General features: G+C 41.0%; 19 protein-coding genes and 1 pseudogene. 12 read left to right on the top strand and 8 right to left on the bottom strand.

The genetic code is table 11. The features are described 5' to 3' along the window. Positions 1-147: 147 nt before the first annotated feature. From RM347_RS33820 to RM347_RS33830, 3 genes and pseudogenes are all read left to right on the top strand, one after another. On the top strand, positions 148-1,317 hold the full coding sequence (locus tag RM347_RS33820) for a zinc-dependent alcohol dehydrogenase (RefSeq protein WP_322716770.1): 1,170 nt from the start codon (positions 148-150) through the stop codon (positions 1,315-1,317). Between the two features lie 1,270 nt (positions 1,318-2,587). Continuing rightward, positions 2,588-3,288: pseudogene (locus RM347_RS33825) on the top strand (ABC transporter permease); the annotation flags it as partial. 101 nt (positions 3,289-3,389) lie between these two features. Further along, positions 3,390-4,145, top strand: a complete 756-nt coding sequence (locus RM347_RS33830; protein WP_322716769.1) for a TspO/MBR family protein — start codon at positions 3,390-3,392, stop codon at positions 4,143-4,145. A 266-nt stretch (positions 4,146-4,411) separates the two neighbouring features. Here RM347_RS33830 and RM347_RS33835 read toward each other — a convergent pair whose 3' ends face one another. Next, positions 4,412-5,389, bottom strand: coding sequence for an aromatic ring-hydroxylating dioxygenase subunit alpha (locus tag RM347_RS33835; RefSeq protein ID WP_322716768.1), 978 nt, complete (start codon positions 5,387-5,389; stop codon positions 4,412-4,414). 92 nt (positions 5,390-5,481) lie between these two features. Here RM347_RS33835 and RM347_RS33840 point away from each other — a divergent pair, with 92 nt between their 5' ends. After that, on the top strand, positions 5,482-5,670 hold the full coding sequence (locus RM347_RS33840; protein ID WP_322716767.1) for a hypothetical protein: 189 nt from the start codon (positions 5,482-5,484) through the stop codon (positions 5,668-5,670). Between the two features lie 1,053 nt (positions 5,671-6,723). Next, a complete protein-coding gene (locus tag RM347_RS33845) occupies positions 6,724-7,122 on the top strand; it encodes a hypothetical protein (RefSeq protein ID WP_322716766.1) in 399 nt (132 codons plus the stop codon). A gap of 473 nt (positions 7,123-7,595) precedes the next feature. Here the strand turns inward: RM347_RS33845 and pnuC are convergent, their stop codons facing one another. Genes pnuC through RM347_RS33860 form a run of 3 tightly spaced genes read right to left on the bottom strand, consistent with a single transcriptional unit; the run spans position 7,596 to position 9,261 of the window. After that, entirely contained in the window at positions 7,596-8,234 is a 639-nt protein-coding gene (gene pnuC / locus RM347_RS33850; RefSeq protein WP_322716765.1) for a nicotinamide riboside transporter PnuC, read from the bottom strand. Positions 8,235-8,244: 10 nt separating this feature from the next. Then, positions 8,245-9,072, bottom strand: a complete 828-nt coding sequence (locus tag RM347_RS33855) for an AAA family ATPase (RefSeq protein ID WP_322716764.1) — start codon at positions 9,070-9,072, stop codon at positions 8,245-8,247. Between the two features lie 21 nt (positions 9,073-9,093). Further along, the gene (locus RM347_RS33860) at positions 9,094-9,261 is read right to left on the bottom strand and encodes an adenylyltransferase/cytidyltransferase family protein (protein WP_322716763.1); all 168 of its coding nucleotides are present in this window, start codon (positions 9,259-9,261) and stop codon (positions 9,094-9,096) included. A 443-nt stretch (positions 9,262-9,704) separates the two neighbouring features. On the opposite strand from RM347_RS33860, the gene RM347_RS33865 reads away from it, so the two are divergent. The 4 genes from RM347_RS33865 to RM347_RS33880 are packed head-to-tail and all read left to right on the top strand — an operon-like array spanning position 9,705 to position 14,011. Continuing rightward, positions 9,705-11,078 carry an ABC transporter substrate-binding protein gene (locus RM347_RS33865; RefSeq protein ID WP_322716762.1) on the top strand — a complete coding sequence of 458 codons (1,374 nt, stop codon included), beginning with the start codon at positions 9,705-9,707 and terminating at the stop codon, positions 11,076-11,078. Positions 11,079-11,102: 24 nt separating this feature from the next. After that, a complete protein-coding gene (locus RM347_RS33870; protein WP_322716761.1) occupies positions 11,103-12,014 on the top strand; it encodes a carbohydrate ABC transporter permease in 912 nt (303 codons plus the stop codon). 3 nt (positions 12,015-12,017) lie between these two features. After that, positions 12,018-12,902, top strand: coding sequence for a carbohydrate ABC transporter permease (locus RM347_RS33875; RefSeq protein ID WP_322716760.1), 885 nt, complete (start codon positions 12,018-12,020; stop codon positions 12,900-12,902). Positions 12,903-12,910: 8 nt separating this feature from the next. Continuing rightward, positions 12,911-14,011 (top strand): ABC transporter ATP-binding protein, encoded by a 1,101-nt coding sequence (locus tag RM347_RS33880; RefSeq protein WP_322716759.1) that lies wholly within the window; start codon positions 12,911-12,913, stop codon positions 14,009-14,011. A 29-nt stretch (positions 14,012-14,040) separates the two neighbouring features. Here the strand turns inward: RM347_RS33880 and RM347_RS33885 are convergent, their stop codons facing one another. Together RM347_RS33885 and RM347_RS33890 are read right to left on the bottom strand one after the other, a co-directional pair. Further along, the gene (locus tag RM347_RS33885) at positions 14,041-14,178 is read right to left on the bottom strand and encodes a hypothetical protein (RefSeq protein WP_322716758.1); all 138 of its coding nucleotides are present in this window, start codon (positions 14,176-14,178) and stop codon (positions 14,041-14,043) included. 190 nt (positions 14,179-14,368) lie between these two features. Further along, complete coding sequence (locus RM347_RS33890; RefSeq protein WP_322716757.1) at positions 14,369-14,551, bottom strand: hypothetical protein; 183 nt, start codon at positions 14,549-14,551, stop codon at positions 14,369-14,371. Between the two features lie 318 nt (positions 14,552-14,869). On the opposite strand from RM347_RS33890, the gene RM347_RS33895 reads away from it, so the two are divergent. Next, the gene (locus tag RM347_RS33895; protein WP_322716756.1) at positions 14,870-15,478 is read left to right on the top strand and encodes a hypothetical protein; all 609 of its coding nucleotides are present in this window, start codon (positions 14,870-14,872) and stop codon (positions 15,476-15,478) included. Positions 15,479-15,643: 165 nt separating this feature from the next. Here RM347_RS33895 and RM347_RS33900 read toward each other — a convergent pair whose 3' ends face one another. Further along, positions 15,644-15,835, bottom strand: coding sequence for a hypothetical protein (locus RM347_RS33900; RefSeq protein ID WP_322716755.1), 192 nt, complete (start codon positions 15,833-15,835; stop codon positions 15,644-15,646). A gap of 252 nt (positions 15,836-16,087) precedes the next feature. On the opposite strand from RM347_RS33900, the gene RM347_RS33905 reads away from it, so the two are divergent. Both RM347_RS33905 and RM347_RS33910 read left to right on the top strand, forming a co-directional pair. Next, on the top strand, positions 16,088-16,225 hold the full coding sequence (locus RM347_RS33905; RefSeq protein WP_322716754.1) for a hypothetical protein: 138 nt from the start codon (positions 16,088-16,090) through the stop codon (positions 16,223-16,225). A 20-nt stretch (positions 16,226-16,245) separates the two neighbouring features. Next, a complete protein-coding gene (locus RM347_RS33910; protein WP_416211872.1) occupies positions 16,246-16,374 on the top strand; it encodes a hypothetical protein in 129 nt (42 codons plus the stop codon). Here RM347_RS33910 and RM347_RS33915 read toward each other — a convergent pair. After that, positions 16,334-17,680, bottom strand: a complete 1,347-nt coding sequence (locus RM347_RS33915) for an NAD(P)/FAD-dependent oxidoreductase (protein WP_322716753.1) — start codon at positions 17,678-17,680, stop codon at positions 16,334-16,336. The two genes, RM347_RS33910 and RM347_RS33915, sit on opposite strands and share 41 nt — an antisense overlap. Between the last annotated feature and the right edge of the window lie 220 nt (positions 17,681-17,900).

Consider the following 17,900-nt stretch of genomic DNA (forward strand, 5'->3'; position numbering starts at 1 on the left):
TCGAGCTGTTCAACCAAAGAAAAGACCACTGCATAAAAGTTAGGTTACAGCCTTGAGTTGGGGACTCACAAGAGCAGGGGAGCAGAGGAGACAAGGAAAATAACCACTGACAACTGACAACTAACTACCGACAAAGGACTAATGGCTATGAAAGCAGTTTGCTGGAACGGTGCCAACGATGTACGGGTAGAAACAGTACCCGATCCAAAAATCATTAATCCGCGTGATGCTGTTATTAAAATCACGACAACAGCAATTTGCGGTTCTGATTTACACCTTTATAACGGCTACGTCCCCACAATGGAAAAGGGCGATATCCTGGGTCATGAAATGATGGGGGAAGTCGTTGAAATAGGCAGTGCCGTCAAAAATTTAAATATAGGCGATCGCGTGGTTGTACCATTCCCTATCGGCTGTGGGAACTGCTGGTACTGTCAACATGACTTCTGGTCATTGTGCGATAACTCTAACCCAAACGCTTGGTTAGCAGAAAAATTCATGGGTTATTCACCCTCTGGTATTTTTGGCTACTCTCATATGCTAGGTGGCTACGCTGGTGGTCAAGCTCAATATGCCCGCGTTCCCTTTGCCGATACTGGTTTGTTTAAGATTCCTGATGGACTAACAGACGAACAAGTAGTGTTTCTAACAGATATCTTCCCCACCGGATATATGGCGGCAGATAACTGTAATATTCAGCCCGGTGATATTGTCGCAGTCTGGGGGTGTGGCCCAGTCGGACAATTCACAATTAAGAGTGCTTATCTACTTGGTGCTGAACGAGTCATCGCTATCGATCGAATTCCCGAACGCTTACAGATGGCTAAAGATCAAGGCAAGGCAGAAATCCTTAACTATGAGGAAGTAGATGTTGGTGAAGCCCTCAAAGAAATGACAGGTGGACGCGGCCCAGATGCTTGCATTGATGCTGTGGGGTTGGAAGCACACGGCACGGGTCTAGAAGGAGTATACGACGAAGTAAAGCAAGCAGTGCGTCTGGAAACAGACCGGCCCCATGTGCTGCGGCAAGTGATGATTGACTGTCGCAAAGGCGGTCACGTGTCAATTCCTGGTGTTTATGTCGGCGTTGTAGACAAAATACCTATGGGTGCTGCCATGAACAAAGCCTTAGTATTCAAAATGGGACAAACGCACGTTCATAAGTACTTAAACACGTTACTTGATCACATCCAAAATGGCAGGATCGATCCATCTTTCGTGATCACCCATCGTCTACCGTTAGATGAAGCACCCCGGGGTTACGAAATTTTCAGAGACAAGAAGGAAAACTGTATCAAAGTTGTACTCAAACCATAAGGCAGGAGAAAAGACACGGAGAGTGGGAGACGCAAAGAAAGAACTCTCCATGTCCCTCTATCCCCGCACGCAACTTCTCTCCGTGTCCTTCTAATCGATGATATCTCTATCGGGTGATGGGCAATGCACGAATATCCCCAGGCACTCTCACTCTTGGTGTCCCTTGAAAGTATTCGCGAGAGTAGTAATTTTGCCGACCGCTGTTATCTACAAACTAGAGAGGTAGAGTCGAGGATTGGTAAAAGTTAAATTGAGTGTCATGAAGATCCGAAACTTAGTCAAAGCCGCATTTTCCGCATCTCTCATTTCCGCATCTCTGGCTTGTTTTATAACCGAAATTATAAATGCTCAGAGTGTTAACGCGAAGACAATTTCGGCTTCGATTATTTATGCTCCGTCCTTTGGGGGGTTATGTTTAGACATCTCTAATCCTGGACTGAAAGGGCCTCGAAGTGGAGCACCTGTTTTAGCTTATACATGTAGGGGAGGAGACAACCAAAGGTGGGTAGTGCCCTAGATGGGGAGTATCCTACTTTTTAATTAATTTCGCCATTAGGCGTGGCAGAGGTATCACTCATGGCACTTATAAGAGTTATGCTTATTGAAAATTTTAAAGCATAACTCCTATGACCGCGCTTCAACCTAACAAGCTCACCTTATCTTTGACTGGCAACTGCGTTGCCGCGTCTCCTCATCCCTATACTGTTTTAACTATGCCAAGTTTTATACACAATTTGGTAGTTATCCCTCTTTTGTTACTTTAGGAAAAGAAAAATTAGCAAGAAATTCAACTAGCTATAGGGAAACTGACTGGAGAAGCCCGAAAATTATTCATGAAGTCAATTAATTTCAAAAAGCAACGTTTCAGACCAGGAATATTAAATACTGTGAGCCAAGGTTGAATTAAACAGTAAAAAATATAGGGTTGAATAATCAATCTCAGGTTATTTAAGGCACTCTTCCATGTAGTGCCGGACTCTCAATAAGGATGTTGGCTATAGTGAAGAAGATTAGATTCAGTGTGTGACGAAAATTCTGAAGTAGATGTTGTGCTTGATTGCTGATTAAACTGAAAGTAGGTGGCTTGAACGCTGACTAAAAGATAGGCACTAAAAATTATTTCCCACCAACGTTCAATACTTTCATAATCAGTCAGACGAAAATCAGCCGTATCCGCTCAATAAATCGGGGCAGACAACCATTTTGGGAACGATTTTACGTAATTTGAGGCTTGTTAGTGAGCGATTTACCCCGGATTATTGAGCGCTCATCTTTTTTATGTGTAACTTTGTATGTCAATCAGTTGGTATCAGGGTTAGCGATTAATCTAGTGGCTGCGCGGGATTAACATCGTTTTTAGCGCGGTTAATATTTAATGGCAATAATACGCAAAGATTACCAGGAATTGAGCCTATAATCATTCCTGGTCTTGCGAATATACCTATACTTGGAGCTATGTTGTTCCAGCAAGATGTTTTTGTATATTTACTGATAACTCTAGTTGCTTTCAGTATCTATATTTTATTTCATACTAGCTTTGGGCTGACTTTGCGGGCGGTGGGAGAATATCCCCAAGCTGCTGCGACGGCTGGGATTTCAGTATCAAGGGTGCGATATTGGGCTGTAGTACTTAGTGGCTGTCTTGCCAGTTTAGGAGGGGCTTATCTCACCTTGGTACAAATCAAATTTTTTACAGAAGGGATGAGTGCAGGTAAAGGATTTATTGCGATCGCTGCTTTAATTTTTGGTAGGTGGCATCCTTTAGGTACTACTCTGGCTTGTTTTTTATTTGGCGCTACGGAAGCTTTACAGTTACGAATTCAAGCTCTTGGTGCAAATATTCCTTATCAGTTTTTAGGTATGCTACCTTATGCGATCGCTTTATTTGCACTAGTGGGATTAGCTGGTAAATCTATACCTCCCCAAGGGTTAGGTGTTCCTTACTCGCCAGAAAATCGCCAAGACGATTAATATACTGTTTTAATCGCAATCAACTAATGAGACAGAACACTAGTCCTATATAATGAATAACTTATTACTACTAATTACAAACTACGCGCAATCTCTTAATTATGAATGAATCCAATAATACTGGAATACTTGAACAGTTTGTCAATACAGTAATGGGTGTAAAAACTCTTAATCAACAAAAGTCTCCAGATACATCAATAGCAACTACACAAGAACTAGATATCAGAGCAGTTTTAGTTTATACACTAGGGACTATCCTACAAATAGTAGTCATGATTATCGTGTTGCTGGTCATGGAAAAATTAGTCATGTTGATTGATAACAATTCTTCTTTTCCCAGTTGGTTTAGTACTTTAGTGACTGGATTATTTTTCGCTCTATTCAGTATCCGTTCACGAATTTTTTCTCTTTTAGATAATACCCGTTCTCGTCAGACCTATGACCAGGTAATCAGACCAAGATGGTCTCCTCCACCTTTAGTATTTCCCATAGTTTGGATGATAATTGCCATTTTGCGGGTAATTTCTTCTGTCTTGCTTTGGCAGCAAATGAATCACCAATTTTTAGTGCTGCCTTTAATTTTGTTTGTGGTACATCTGGCTTTAGGGGATACTTGGAATACGATTTTTACCGTAGAACGGAGATTAGGTGCTGCTGTTCCTGTAGTTATTTTAGGCCCTTGGTTATCTGCTGTAGTGATGACGGCAATTTATTGGCAAACTAAGCCTGTAGCGGGAATGATTTTATCATTTTCTTGTGTATGGCTAACTGTAGCTGCTGTATTAGTATTTAGAATTTGGCAATTAAATGGATCTGAGCCATTGTATCCTTTAAAACTAACACCTGTGGAGAAATAAATACCCAAAATTTACCTTGACATGAAAGCAAGGAAAAATATCAATTGACTTTTGAGTACCGCATTCAACATACATAAAAAGCGGTAGAGTAATTAACAATCTACTGTTTTTAAACTATTAAATCTGAGACTTAATTAATCCCAAATCCTAACTATGACTCAACACCTTGGGGTAACAATTCCCGATACTGTTGAAAACTAACTTGTACATTGCCTCGCTCGACATAATGTAATTACGGGCGGCTACCCTATAACTACCACCAAGTTCTAAATAGTACCGAAAGTAACACCCTGTTGTTTGAGCCACTTTCGGTATGCAATAGAATAGCGATCGCTCGGTAAATGTACTTCTGCTTGCAAATCTAAAGGTAAGCGTCGGGGTTGCTGAGACTCGACAATGGCAATATCTTGACTAGCAACTTGATTTTGAATATCTAGATAGACTTCCACTCTTACTTCACGGGTGCTATTTACCATTAACCAATATTGCGCCACGCACTCATCTTCATCGACTGGCGTAATTGTATAGAAGACATTTAAACGATGATCTCCAGGTCCGAGTTTAAAGTATGCCACTAACGGACGGAAGATGCGGTAATCGTAAGTGTTGAAAATCAGTGGTGCTTCCAGAGGATTACCAGAATTAAAGTCTAGTTCCCACAAACCACATTTGAAACTAATCCCATCTGGAAGAGACTCTAATTCATAGTGCGTCAACTCAGGACGACTGGCGTGGGCGAATAATCCCGAATGCATAATTGGGAAGTGTGCCGGATCGATGAAATTTTCCAGCGCCCGCAGAGGGCTAGAGTGATAGTAGTAGGGGCCACAGAAAATCTTGCGATAGACCGGATCGTCCCACTCAGAAAACGGAGCTATGTCTTGTTTTGGTGTCCCTAAACAAACCCAGAGCAGATCGTAACGCTCTTGAACTTGGTAAGTTTTAACACAAGCTTGTGCGGGGGGCGATTGGTCTGGATTAGCCGGAACTAGTACACATTTCCCCTCGCTATTAAAGGCTAAACCGTGGTAAGGACACACAAGAGTCTCTTTATTGACATATCCTAGAGAAAGACGAGCACCACGATGAGGGCAAACGTCTTGCCAAGCTAAAACTTTATTGCCATTATGCCAGAGCACTACATCTGAGCCTAATAAGCGCTTGTGCAGGACTGTTCCAGGTTGGAGGTCTTGCGATCGCGCTATTACATGCCAATCATTCAGCAAAATCTGGTCTTGCACCATGAGTATCGATACCCGTCAGGTCAAATACCTATATCTTAATCATCCTGTGGAAAAGCCATCAAATCACTTTTAGGATTTGTTAACAGACAAATGTGCGACTTCTACGTATCCAAAAACTCAAAGTGGCGGTAAATTTGGGACAGAATCTTGGCTTTAACTTCTTGCACGAGTGTTGGAATGATGACCCAGTGCTAGTAATAGTTATCAAGAAGTTGATTGCGAAGTATCCGCAGTGGGGGATCGCTTGTGTGGATGGGGTGCTATTTGATTGGAATGAGTAGCGCGATTGTCTTTAACCCAAACGTATCGCTAAATAAATCTCTAGATAGCCATTTTAATTAAATATTTCTTTGAGCGAACTAATGTCTAGATTACAGTTTATTGTTTATTAATAATAGTGTACAAACTAGTGCGCCAAGCATATAAACCATAGATGTGTCAGAATCCTTTAAAACTAGAATATAAAACATAGACAACACTACAAAAACAAATACTGCTATTTTGAACATAAAACCTAACAATTTTAATTATAACTACCAGGGCAAGTGTATCAAAAGTATAGTTCCCGCTTTTTGCTGTTGATTATGACAGAAAAGTATTAAATATTACTAGTAATATTTAATACTTTTCTATAGGGATATTCTTAGATCACTCTTCTTAATATATTTCTCAGGTGATTACTTACCTGATTCCGACTATGACAGTTTTTTTACTGGTACTAAGAAATCGAAGTTAGTGATACGTTAAGCGTTGTATGTTGGCGATTCACGTCACTTTCTCTTATCTGTGGCAAAAATTGCCAATCACATTTAGATGTTACTATGCCACAAATTATCAGCCTGATGAACTCTTAAACCTACTTCGTTGAGGTCTTGTTTTGGAAGCAGCAGAAAAACTACAGTCTGAGTTTTGGAAGCTTTTCGGCACCAAGACTGGTTATCAACACTTGGATGAACATTTGTGTTTTTCAATATCGGCAACGGGTAACAGTAGACCTTTTACAAAAAGGTTTTATGATATAAAATTGGGTTTGTTACATACATAGTGAAGGTAAGCTTAGGTTTTTTGAAGTTGGTAGTTAGAAATTCTAGCAATGAAGTGACAGTGTCATCCAAAACATTTTCTGCAATCACGGTAGCGCTGACTCAGAAACCGAATTAAACGCCGATTAACAACTTCAATCACTACTTGACGGCTCGCCAAAGGACTGTTAGATTTCTTGTGTTCATTACTTAACTTATTTCGTTAAAATTTTTTATTAGGCAAGTGATTATTACTCTGTAATGACTGAAATTCCGTTTTGATCATTCTAATTGTGGAAAATAAATACTAAAATGAGAAAGCTACAAATTGGCTCTCCATCAGTAACAACAATAGACGCTCACAAATACTGGAATGCTACTGATATTTGTTTAGAAATAGGAGCAAGTTATAGGTTTGAAGTAGAAGGAGAACAGTTTTGGTATGATGCCAGGATCAGAAGTGATGCAGATGGGTATACAAAGCCGTGGCTACATTGGGCAGAGATGTTCCGAAGGAAACCAAACGAAAACTGGTTTTCACTAATTGGGAATATTGGTCAGTCTGGTGAACAAGAATTCTTAATAGGGAAGAAATTGGAGAACTATAAAGCTACTTCAAGTGGGGAGCTGTTTTGTTATGCCAACGATGTTCCAATAATGTATTTTAACAATCATGGGGCTTTAATTTTGACTATTACAAGATTGAGCTAATTGACAAACGTATCAAAAAGCTGGTGATGTTGAATTAATTTATTGGGTCATACAAGTGGCTTATAATTAACTATTTATTTCCTTTGCATTTAAAGGATTTCCCAATCTGGGCAACTAGCTCACAAGTGCTACCTTGGGACAAGCTTTTAGATAATTTCAAGAATGAACATGAATTGACGCAAGTGCAGCAACAATGCTCTTTAGCTACCGAACTGCACCAACAACAAATTCTACTGGTCATCAATAACATGGAAGAAATCCACTATTCGTGCAAGAAGTCTAATGTAGTTTGTGCGAATGGACACCTGAAAATTTCTTAGAGGAAAAAAGAAAAGTGAAGGCATTGGCGATCGCCTTTTAATAAGGAAAACTGGGATCTGTCGGAACAGCTATTTAAATAGACTTGTTTGTTATAACAAATTCCGAATCATTAATTATGATTAAACGCATATTTAGATAATTTAACTATGGCGCTACTTAACTGCTTTTAGCCAATTTATTAAGCCATTAATTGCCATAAATAACAAAATTACATAAAGTAAAGCAATAAATCTCACTTCTTTAACGTAATATAACCAAATGCCAATAATATCAACTACAATCCAGTAATACCAACTTTCAACCCGCTTTTGCGCCATCAGCCACATTGCAGTAAAACTCATCATTGTTGTGAGTGCATCCAAGTAAGGAAAAGAAGCTTTATCTGGAAATATTGTTGGCAGTATTGTATGAATCTGACTCATCAATGCTCCGATTACAAAGGAAATTGCTATTGTTACTGAAGAAGCCAAAACAATTTTGATTGGAGGACTATATCGAACATTTAAAATCTCTTTACTATCTCGTTTGGGTGTGCTCCATCGCCACCAGCCATAGATACTAACACCTAAGTAATAAATTTGCTCTATCATGTCCGAATATAAGCGGATTTGATAGAAAAGTACCATGTACAGCAATACGCTGACTATCCCAACAGCCCAAGTCAGAATTTTTCTTTGAGAAATTAGCCACACTGACCATAAGTAAAAAATTGTTCCTAAAAATTCAACATAACTTATGGGATAACCCACAACTTTCCAGGCAATATTATCAACGCTCCAAAACTCAAGCATATTATTTTAATTAAAAAGAAAATGAATCTAATAAATTTTGATATTTTTGATATCGAGCTAATATTTGCTTAACAAAATCAATGCGTGTATTTAACTCACCATCCAAACTAAAAAAGGGAATTTTTCTAATGATTAATTCACTCTTAATCTGTTTTTGGAATATCTTGCGATTTGCTTCTCCAGAGCGATCCCAAGTATTATCATAGGGTGTATCTGTATCACAAAGGAATACTAAATCATAGCGAGATATAGCTTGATGTGCTAGTTTTGCTAACTCTGGGGCAACGGTTTTGTGATAGTACAAAGAAAATTGATAAGTTGTTAAAGCATTGGTATCTGTAAACAAGTATTGGTTCGCTTGCAACAGTAAAGTTTCTTCACGTTCTAAATGTCCTTTAGCAATCTCCACAAGTTGGGAGAGTGAAAGTCGTCTGTTAATTTGATGTTTTTCCCAATATTCACGTCCATATTCTGGCATCCATACAGTTTTGTATTCTTTTGCTAATTGGGATGCAATAGTCGTTTTACCAGTCGAGGGAGCGCCTAGAAAAACAACATTCGTAATTAGATCGCGGTAAACATCAGGACATAAATAATTTCTAAAAGTATAAGGGTCTTGCCTCACTTTTGTTCCTGAGATGGAGAAAGTTTTACGAGCACTATCTACAAGTCGATTAACTGCTCCTAATGCTTGGCTTACGTGTTCACCATAAAATTCACTACAGTAAAAGTGCGTAATTCTTTTTGATTCTAATTTTTTAACGATATATTCTTCGTGTTTTTTCTTAATCTCAAACGTATCACCAACTTCTGTTGGGCCATCCCATGCTTCAATCACCTGAACTGTTGGATAAAGTCTTCACAGCCATCTAGCCCGAACTGTTAAAGGAATAGCAGTCACCTCTGGACAATCATAAATTATGACTAGCACTTCATCCATTTCTGCTAAGGCCGTCTCAATCACAAATTGGTGTCCTTTGTGAAGAGGTGCATACTTACCTAGCGTGAGTCCACATTTACTGGCCATAGTTTTACTTCTATCTTGGCTAGTGCAGTTTAAATGATCTCTCAACGTTCATAACTGTGCGAAATAATCTGTAATTATAGCTATAAAATTAGATACGCTTACCCTGATACTGCTCACGTCTACTCCTCTCTATAAGGACAGCCTTTTGGAGTTTTACTGGGGTGACAGTTAACAAAATTATATTACTGGAATAGATTCAGCGGCAGTCTTTAAGTAAACAGTTTTTCCTTAAATGGGCTACTGTATATTTACAGCTTGTTAGCAACATATTACACTTAGTGACAATCACATTGCTTATTCTTAAACCAGCTTGAGATTAAGTTTATTGACTTGCTTGTTCATTACTCAAGCATTTTGATAAAAAATAATACAAAATAACCTTTTTCAAAAATTTTATGTTTTTATATTCCTAATAATTACCGCTAGCGATCGCTACATTGATAATGTTGTATCGAAAGCCAATAAACAATTTGCAAAAATTCATTCAGAAACAAAGTTATTTACATATAGGGGTTTTTCTGGCAACTATCTTGAGCATCATATTGTTCAGTTGGGTAGCACTCTCGCAGCAACCAGTTACCCTCAATCTGTTAATGACTGCCCCTGATGCCCAACCTTGGAGGCAGGGTTTGATTAGAGACTTCGAGGCTGAGAACCCAGGTATTCGCATTAATCTGGTTGAAGGGCCGAATGCCACAAATTTGCTCGAAGACCTGTACACCTCATCTTTTATCTTGGGTGAATCTCCTTATGACCTGATCAATATGGATGTCATCTGGACATCCAAGTTTGCTGCTGCTGGATGGTTGCTACCGCTAGACGATCGCATTTCTAAACAGGATTTGGCAGCATTTTCATCCCAGGATGTAGAAGGGGGACGTTACCAAAACAAGCTGTACCGCATTCCAGTGCGTTCCGACGTGGGAATGCTTTACTACCGGGAAGATTTAATCAAACAAGCAGGATTGAAACCGCCAGAAACCTTTGATGATTTAATCCGAATTTCTCAAGTCTTGCAGAAGAAAGACGAGGTGAAGTGGGGTTATGTTTGGCAGGGCCGCCAATATGAAGGACTTGTGGCGATGTTTGCGGAAGTTCTCAATGGCTTTGGTGGCTTCTGGGTTAATCCCGACACGCTCGAAGTTGGACTAGATCGACCAGAAACATTACGAGCCATTGAGTTTCTGCGTAGTACCGTTAGGGAGGGCGTTTCTCCTCCTGGAGTCACGACCTACCAAGAAGAAGACACCCGACGCTTGTTTCAAAGTGGTCAAGTAGCGTTTTTACGCAGTTGGCCCTATGCGTGGCCTTTAGCCCAGGCAGAAAATTCACCAATCCGGGGCAAAATTGCGATTAAACCGATGGTTCATGCTCTTGGTAAGAAGGGAGCGGCAAGTCTTGGGGGCTGGGGTTTAGGGATTGCTAAATCTTCTCAACATCCTCAAGAAGCTTGGAAAGCAATTCAGTATTTTACCAGTCGGGAAGCACAGCGCCGATTTATTTTCAGTGCAGGCTATGTGCCAAGTCGCCGGGATTTGTTTACAGACCCAGAGATTGTTGCTAAATACCCTCACTATCCGCAGTTATTGGAGGTCGTGGACAATGCAGTTTTACGTCCACCGATCGCGCAATATGCTCAGACATCAGATATTTTGCAGCGTTATCTCAGCGCCGCGTTATCCGGTCGGATGAATTCTGAACAAGCAATGCAAGCTGCTGCTGCGGAAACGCGCCGATTGCTAGGGCAAGAGGGCAGGGGGGCAGGGGGCAGGGGGAGAAGAATTAATAATCAGTCCCCAATGCCCAATACCTTATAACAAATAACAAATAACAAATGACAAATGACAAATCTGCATACACTCAGAAGTCGGGAACAACAGACAGCTTGGATATTACTTACACCAGCATTGCTGCTGCTGTTGTTTGTATTTGCCTACCCGATTTTACGAGCATTTTGGTTAAGCGTATTTACTAAAAATCTGGGAACAGAGCTACAACCCGTATTCTCTGGTTTAGACAATTATGTGCGGATGGCGGGGGATGGTCGTTTTTGGCAGAGTTTGTGGGCGACGACTGTGTTCACAACAGCATCAGTAATCTCAGAACTACTGCTAGGACTGGGGATTGCCTTAGTTCTCAACCAGGCGTTTTTTGGGCGGGGCATAGTGCGTACAACCGCGATTATACCTTGGGCTTTGCCTACCGCTCTGATTGGTCTGGCGTGGGCTTGGATTTTTAACGACCAGTTTGGGGTTGTGAACGATATTCTGCGGCGGTTGGGGCTGATTGATACTGGGATTAACTGGTTAGGAGATCCAGCGCTGGCAATGATAGCAGTGGTTTTTGCTGATGTTTGGAAAACTACGCCGTTTATCAGTATCCTGTTACTAGCTGGGTTGCAGTCGATATCACAAGACCTCTATGAAGCTTACTCGGTCGATGGGGCAACTGCTTGGCAAAGTTTCCGCAATATTACCCTGCCACTACTGCTGCCGCAAATCTTAATTGCAGTGCTATTTCGGTTTGCTCAAGCTTTCGGGATTTTCGACTTGATTGCTGTGATGACCGGCGGTGGTCCTGGTGGCGCTACGGAAGTGGTGTCATTGTACATTTACTCCACAGTGATGCGCTACTTAGATTTTGGTTATGGAGCTGCCCTGGTAGTAGTGACATTTTTAATATTGATTGCGGCGGTAGCGATCGCTAGTTTCTTGCTGAACAAATACCGTGCCAAAACATCAGGAGCCATTTAAGCCATGAGTGTAACTCCACAAGCAGTTCCAACGACTCCAAAACGAATAGGAGGAACCAAGTTTTCTCTGAAAAAAATCTTGCTGGCCATCATAGTTGTATTAATAGTGCTATTTAGCCTAGGGCCAGCTCTATGGCAATTGCTGACCTCGTTTAAAGTGAATGAGGATATTGCCGCCGTTCCTACTGTTTATTTCCCCACACGATTCACTTTCAATCACTACATTGAGTTATTTACTCGTCGTCCATTTTGGCGCTACATCTTCAACAGTGCCTTTGTGTCAATTACTTCTACCGCTGTAGCTTTAGCGATCGGCGCACCTGCGGCTTATGCCCTTGCACGGTTACGCCCTTGGGGTGAAAAAGTTATCCTCGCCAGCATTCTGATTGTTACCTTATTTCCTGGAATTCTGTTGTTCTTAGGACTATTAGAAATTATCCAGGCGCTTAAATTGGGTAACAATTATCTGGCGCTGATTATACCCTACACTGCCATCAATTTACCGCTGACAATTTTGGTACTTAGAAGCTTTTTCCAACAATTGCCCAAAGATTTGGAAGATTCCGCTAGGGTCGATGGCTATAACACCTTTCAACTACTGTGGCAAATCGTGCTACCCATGACCCTTCCCGCCTTGGTGACTACTGGAATCCTCACCTTTATTTTTGCTTGGAACGAGTTTATTTTCGCTCTGACGTTTATGACCCGTGAAGAGTTGAAGACAATTCCCGTTGCTGCTGCTCAGTTGGGTGGTGCGACAATATATGAAATTCCCTACGGCCCGATCGCTGCTGCTACTGTCGTGGGAACGTTACCCCTAATTTTACTAGTTTTGTTTTTCCAGCGCCGGATTGTCCAAGGTCTTACCGCTGGTGCTGTAAAAGGATAAAAATCAAAATGGCTAAACTCGAACTCACAAACTTGAATAAAACCTATAATCCTAAAGTCGTCCCTGTCAAAGACGTTAGTTTAACTGTAGAAAACGATGAGTTTCTCACTTTACTTGGCCCTTCTGGCTGTGGTAAATCCACCGTCTTACGCATGATTGCGGGTCTTGAAGAACCGACTCGCGGTCAGATCAAGATTGGAGATGTGGATGTCACCTATAAGCGAGCAGCCGATCGCAACATTGCAATGGTATTTCAAAGTTATGCACTCTATCCCCACATGACAGTGTACGAAAACCTCGCTTCTGGACTCAAGCTGAAAAAAGTACCAGCTACAGAAATTAAACAGCGGGTGGCAGAAGTGGCAGAAGTTTTAGGATTAGCAGAGTTAATGAACCGCAAGCCTGGTCAAATGTCTGGAGGTCAAAGGCAGCGGGTTGCTGTTGGTCGTGCTTTGGTGCGTAATGCCGATGTGTACCTGCTGGATGAACCTTTAAGTAACCTGGATGCACTGCTGCGCGAACGAGTCCGAGCCGATATCAAGCAAATTTTTGCAGCCCAAAAAGTGCCAGTTGTCTACGTCACCCATGACCAAACAGAAGCGATGACGCTCTCTACAAAAGTTGCATTGCTCAATGATGGCTATGTCCAGCAACTTGACCCACCTGACCGCATCTATAACCATCCAGCTAATCTATTTGTGGCTGGATTTGTTGGTAGTCCGCAAATGAATTTGCTGACTTTACCTTGTAAAGGAAAATATGCGATCCTAGGTAACTTCCAAGTGCTTCTCCCAGATATACCAACTGTACCACCGCAGATTGTTCTGGGAATCCGTCCAGAAGATGTCCGCATTGCTCAACCAGGTGATACCCAGACTATCCAAGGGCGAGTGTTTTTAGTGGAAAACTTGGGTATGCACTATTTGGTCAGTGTCAAGATTGAGGATTCACAAACCGGAGCGATTACGGTACGTGCTTTGTTGCCAACAGACCAAAATTGGAGTGGCGAGGATATTACACTAACATTGCCCCTTGAGGATATTCACTGGTTTGATGTTCAATCTGGACATGCTCTTGTTAGGAGACAAATTTTAGGTGTCAGCAGTTAACCAGATTGGGGATAATAGCGATCGCTTTCCTAGTGATTAGGTAAATCATCATCATCTATCATAGTTTGAATGACGATACCCCCAAACCGAGCTTCATCAGCCCAGCATTTCACTCCATTAATGTAGCAAATATGACTTGGGTACTTCTCTTGAGTTTCAGTTACCATAGCCTCAAATCCTCCACTGATTGAGGTATTAAAGAAACTCAACTTTCGTCCCTGAGCATCACTTGCTTTGCCATAGCAATTATTACAAACGATATGTGGATATCTTGTGAAATATTGAACTGGGGTTGAACAGATTGAGCAAGGATGAAATTCAGTATTATTCATATATCTTTTGACTTGAATACTACCTCTACTGTTGCTGTAGACTAATTACCAGTATTGACATCCTCCCCACTTTGTCAGATCGCAACTCGGTAAACCAGATGTTTTGATCAGGGCCTTGAGTGATTCGATACATCACTGTGTTGCGGGTAGGAACTTGATAATTGTGGTAGCGGTAAATATCAGTTTCCACTATATACTGAAGAAGCATTTTGTATTATTAAAATGCTAATTACCAGCTTTGTGGCTCTTCAAGATTAATTCCAAAATCTCGATGCTCTTTATAGCCATGATTTATTAAATAGTCAAACAAAGTTCCTAGAATAATATATGATGCACCCAGGCTCATTCACTCAACTCCATTTATTATTTTCAAATATTTAACTTTGGGCTACTTGAGCTTTTTTATTACTACAAGCTTGTCTCTCATTTTCACATTTGAGCATCTAAATTCTAGATGGGATAAAAATTATGCTTCTGAAAGGCAGGCAGAAACATCAAACGACTGGGTAAAAATGAGGAGTAAGACATGACAACAACCACACCCAATGTCAAAATTGCAATTGACGCTATCCTCGCTGCACTCGGCGATCCACAAGGCGATTGGCAATGGCAGGTATACAAGGAATTTAGAGAAGGCGATGCCGATAGTGCAAGAAAAACTGCTGCAAGTAACCTTGGTGATAATTTCTGCAAATCACTTGGATTTTTAGTCAGCGCTAAAATCCCAACTCCAAACCTCCCCAACATTTTGAGTGCAGCAGCGATCGCTGCTGCTGATCATGTTGAGCAACGCACCTTAGTGAAGCTGGGTGATAACTTTGCAGATGATTTTAATTCTGAAAACCCCGACTCTGAAGGCATCAAATCAGTTCTCAAGTTTCTCTCACCAGCAAGCGATTTGCATAAGATGGCGCTGGAATTATTTCAGGCTTCTGATTATGATGGCGTTAAAAAATTGGCTGCAAGTAATCTAGACGATAATTTATTCAAAGCACTCAGCTATTTATCTAGTGCAACCAAACCCTCCCCTGCACTCCCCACGATACTGGCTGAAGCTGCGCGTGAAGCCGCCAAGCATGTCCGCGCTCAGATTGTGCGATCGCTAAGTACGTCCATCTCGGCTGCGTTGAATTAATCTGCTATTCCCGATTCGGGAAATTTTAAACTTTCGACATGCAGCAGACTTACGATCATCTCTCTTCTGAGAAACTCTTTACTCCACACTTAGAGCCTAGAAATACTAAAAATGGTAAAGATTTATGCGATATGGAAATTTACATACATTAAAGTTGCCTAGAGTTCAGATGAAGTCTAGACTCAAATAATTATGAGAACCCTGACCTGGGCTGGTCTTATTAGATAATCTTCTGAACGGGATAGTAGCGAAAGCCACTTCACCAATATAGTAACCATAAAAGCCCAGAACCACGCTTTCAAGCAGGCTTAAAAGCACTACTGAGGATTCGGTTTTAGCTGTCAGGGTACTTTCCATGATACAAGTTTCTCTACATCAGTAACAGGTGGCAATCGCCGCTGGTGAGGCGCTTTCAAGAAACAAGGCAGGAGGCAGGAGGCAGAAGGCAGAAGGGAAGAGGATTTTACTTGTTTCTTCCACTCATAGCGGGTGGTGTGCCGCCTGTGCGGTTGCTTCTAAGAAAGATTTCTGTTTCTTTAGATCCATTGTGAATGCGATCGCTTTCCTCGGACGCTTTTGTCACTCTGGGGAAATAAAAATTGAGGCTAAATGATGAAACCTAGATTTAGTGAGAAGATTAGCGATCGCAAACTCATAGAAACTTCCAAACAAAGCTCTATAGGTAAAATTCTGTCTGGGCAGGTATCAGAGGGTGAACCATTGCCTCTGGGCAACTCCAATCTATAAGTGTTGAAAAACCCGTGTTCATGGTAGGTGAGATTGTTAAGTTTTGGTTTGCTGCTGATGGCTCAAAGATTCGCACAGTATTGGGGACTAATGCTGTGATATCTGAAGTTACAGAGGTGTCCCAGAAGGCTGTTGCACGCTATTGTTAACAGATTTTGCTTCTACAAAAGCTTCTCGACCTGTAATCAATCTAGAGCGACGATTACGAGTGATATAATTCCACCCCCACTGAATTGCTACTACTAATTTAGTGTCAAACTCGATTAAGAAGTAGATGTGAATTACTAGCCAAAAGAGCCAAGCAATAAAACCTTTGAGTTTGATTAAGCCTAAATCTACAACAGCTAAATTTTGCCCAATCATCGCCAAAGTACCCACATCATTGTAACGAAATTGTGGCAAAGTATTACCTTGAAGCCTTCGTTTAATGAGTTTAGCTACATACTCTCCTTGTTGTTTGGCTACAGGTGCAACACCAGGTAAGGGTTTACCATTTTGATGGGAAAAGTTGCCTAAATCTCCCACTACAAAAATGTTTTTATAACCCTTGATAGACAAGTCTGGTTCTACAATCACACGTCCAGAGCGATCGCACTCTACACCTGTACTTTCTGCTAGGGCTTTCCCCATAGGCGAACCTTGAACACCTGCTGCCCACAATATAGTTTTTGAGGTAATTTCTGTCAATTCATCGCCTTGCTTGAAAGTAACAATGTTATTTTCAATATTTGTCACTCTGGTGTTAGTGTAGACAGCCACACCCAACTTTTGCAAAGATTCTGCTGCTACTTTCGATAATTCTGGCGCAATGTGTGGGAGGATGCGATCGCCCCCTTGCAATAGTAAAATTCTCGCTTCTGAGGTCTTGATGCTGCGGAAATCTTCTGTGAGAGTTTGATATGCCAATTCCGCGATCGCACCTGCTAATTCTACACCGGTGGGACCACCCCCCACAATCACAAAAGTCAACAAAGCACGGCGAATTTCTGGATCAGTTTCTTTTTCTGCCGCTTCAAATGCCGAAAATATCTGACGACGCATTTCTATGGCATCTTCAACAGTTTTCAAGCCAGGAGCAAATTCTTTCCAGTTATCCTTACCGAAATAGGAATGGTTAGCACCTGTGGCGACAATTAATGTATCGTAAGGTACTACTTCATCACCCAGAATAACTTGTTGCGCTTTTGGATCAATATCATTTACTTCTCCCAACAACACTTTTGTATTCTTGCTTTTGCTGAATACAGATCGCAATGGTGCAGAAATATCAGCAGGTGATAGCGTACCTGTGGCAACTTGATATAAAAGCGGCTGAAATAGGTGAAAGTTACGTTTATCAATGAGAGTAACATTTACATTTGCTGTCTTCAGAGCTTTTGCTGTATACAGTCCACCAAATCCACCACCAACGATCACAACCTGATGTGGTGCATTCTTTTCAAGTAAGACTACCATAATAAATATTTCCTTGTGTTAAGAAGTTGTAACTATTCTTAACAAAAATGTAACAGCATTATGATGCGGTTACCGTTTATTTAGAACAATTGAAAATTAGTGAAAGTAGTCAAAATTACTAATGAGTCATTATCCCTCTTCTCTCACTTTCCGGAATAAGCAAGTAGTAAAGAAGCTAAATCATCCAGAAGCATAACAGGGTTTAAATTGATTCATGGCT

Source organism: Nostoc sp. ChiQUE02 (genome assembly GCF_034531305.2).
Classification (GTDB): domain Bacteria; phylum Cyanobacteriota; class Cyanobacteriia; order Cyanobacteriales; family Nostocaceae; genus Nostoc.

Excerpts from the sequence above, each read along its gene's own strand:
- RM347_RS33870 (WP_322716761.1), top strand. The coding sequence starts at position 11,103 with ATGACAAATCTGCATACACTCAGAAGTCGGGAACAACAGACAGCTTGG.
- RM347_RS33845 (WP_322716766.1), top strand. The coding sequence starts at position 6,724 with ATGAGAAAGCTACAAATTGGCTCTCCATCAGTAACAACAATAGACGCT.
- RM347_RS33875 (WP_322716760.1), top strand. The coding sequence starts at position 12,018 with ATGAGTGTAACTCCACAAGCAGTTCCAACGACTCCAAAACGAATAGGA.
- RM347_RS33880 (WP_322716759.1), top strand. The coding sequence starts at position 12,911 with ATGGCTAAACTCGAACTCACAAACTTGAATAAAACCTATAATCCTAAA.
- RM347_RS33895 (WP_322716756.1), top strand. The coding sequence starts at position 14,870 with ATGACAACAACCACACCCAATGTCAAAATTGCAATTGACGCTATCCTC.
- RM347_RS33885 (WP_322716758.1), bottom strand. The coding sequence starts at position 14,178 with ATGGTAACTGAAACTCAAGAGAAGTACCCAAGTCATATTTGCTACATT.
- RM347_RS33900 (WP_322716755.1), bottom strand. The coding sequence starts at position 15,835 with ATGGAAAGTACCCTGACAGCTAAAACCGAATCCTCAGTAGTGCTTTTA.
- RM347_RS33865 (WP_322716762.1), top strand. The coding sequence starts at position 9,705 with ATGTTGTATCGAAAGCCAATAAACAATTTGCAAAAATTCATTCAGAAA.
- RM347_RS33860 (WP_322716763.1), bottom strand. The coding sequence starts at position 9,261 with ATGGCCAGTAAATGTGGACTCACGCTAGGTAAGTATGCACCTCTTCAC.
- RM347_RS33835 (WP_322716768.1), bottom strand. The coding sequence starts at position 5,389 with ATGGTGCAAGACCAGATTTTGCTGAATGATTGGCATGTAATAGCGCGA.
- RM347_RS33830 (WP_322716769.1), top strand. The coding sequence starts at position 3,390 with ATGAATGAATCCAATAATACTGGAATACTTGAACAGTTTGTCAATACA.
- RM347_RS33820 (WP_322716770.1), top strand. The coding sequence starts at position 148 with ATGAAAGCAGTTTGCTGGAACGGTGCCAACGATGTACGGGTAGAAACA.
- RM347_RS33890 (WP_322716757.1), bottom strand. The coding sequence starts at position 14,551 with ATGCTTCTTCAGTATATAGTGGAAACTGATATTTACCGCTACCACAAT.
- RM347_RS33915 (WP_322716753.1), bottom strand. The coding sequence starts at position 17,680 with ATGGTAGTCTTACTTGAAAAGAATGCACCACATCAGGTTGTGATCGTT.
- pnuC (WP_322716765.1), bottom strand. The coding sequence starts at position 8,234 with ATGCTTGAGTTTTGGAGCGTTGATAATATTGCCTGGAAAGTTGTGGGT.
- RM347_RS33910 (WP_416211872.1), top strand. The coding sequence starts at position 16,246 with ATGGTAGGTGAGATTGTTAAGTTTTGGTTTGCTGCTGATGGCTCAAAG.
- RM347_RS33905 (WP_322716754.1), top strand. The coding sequence starts at position 16,088 with ATGATGAAACCTAGATTTAGTGAGAAGATTAGCGATCGCAAACTCATA.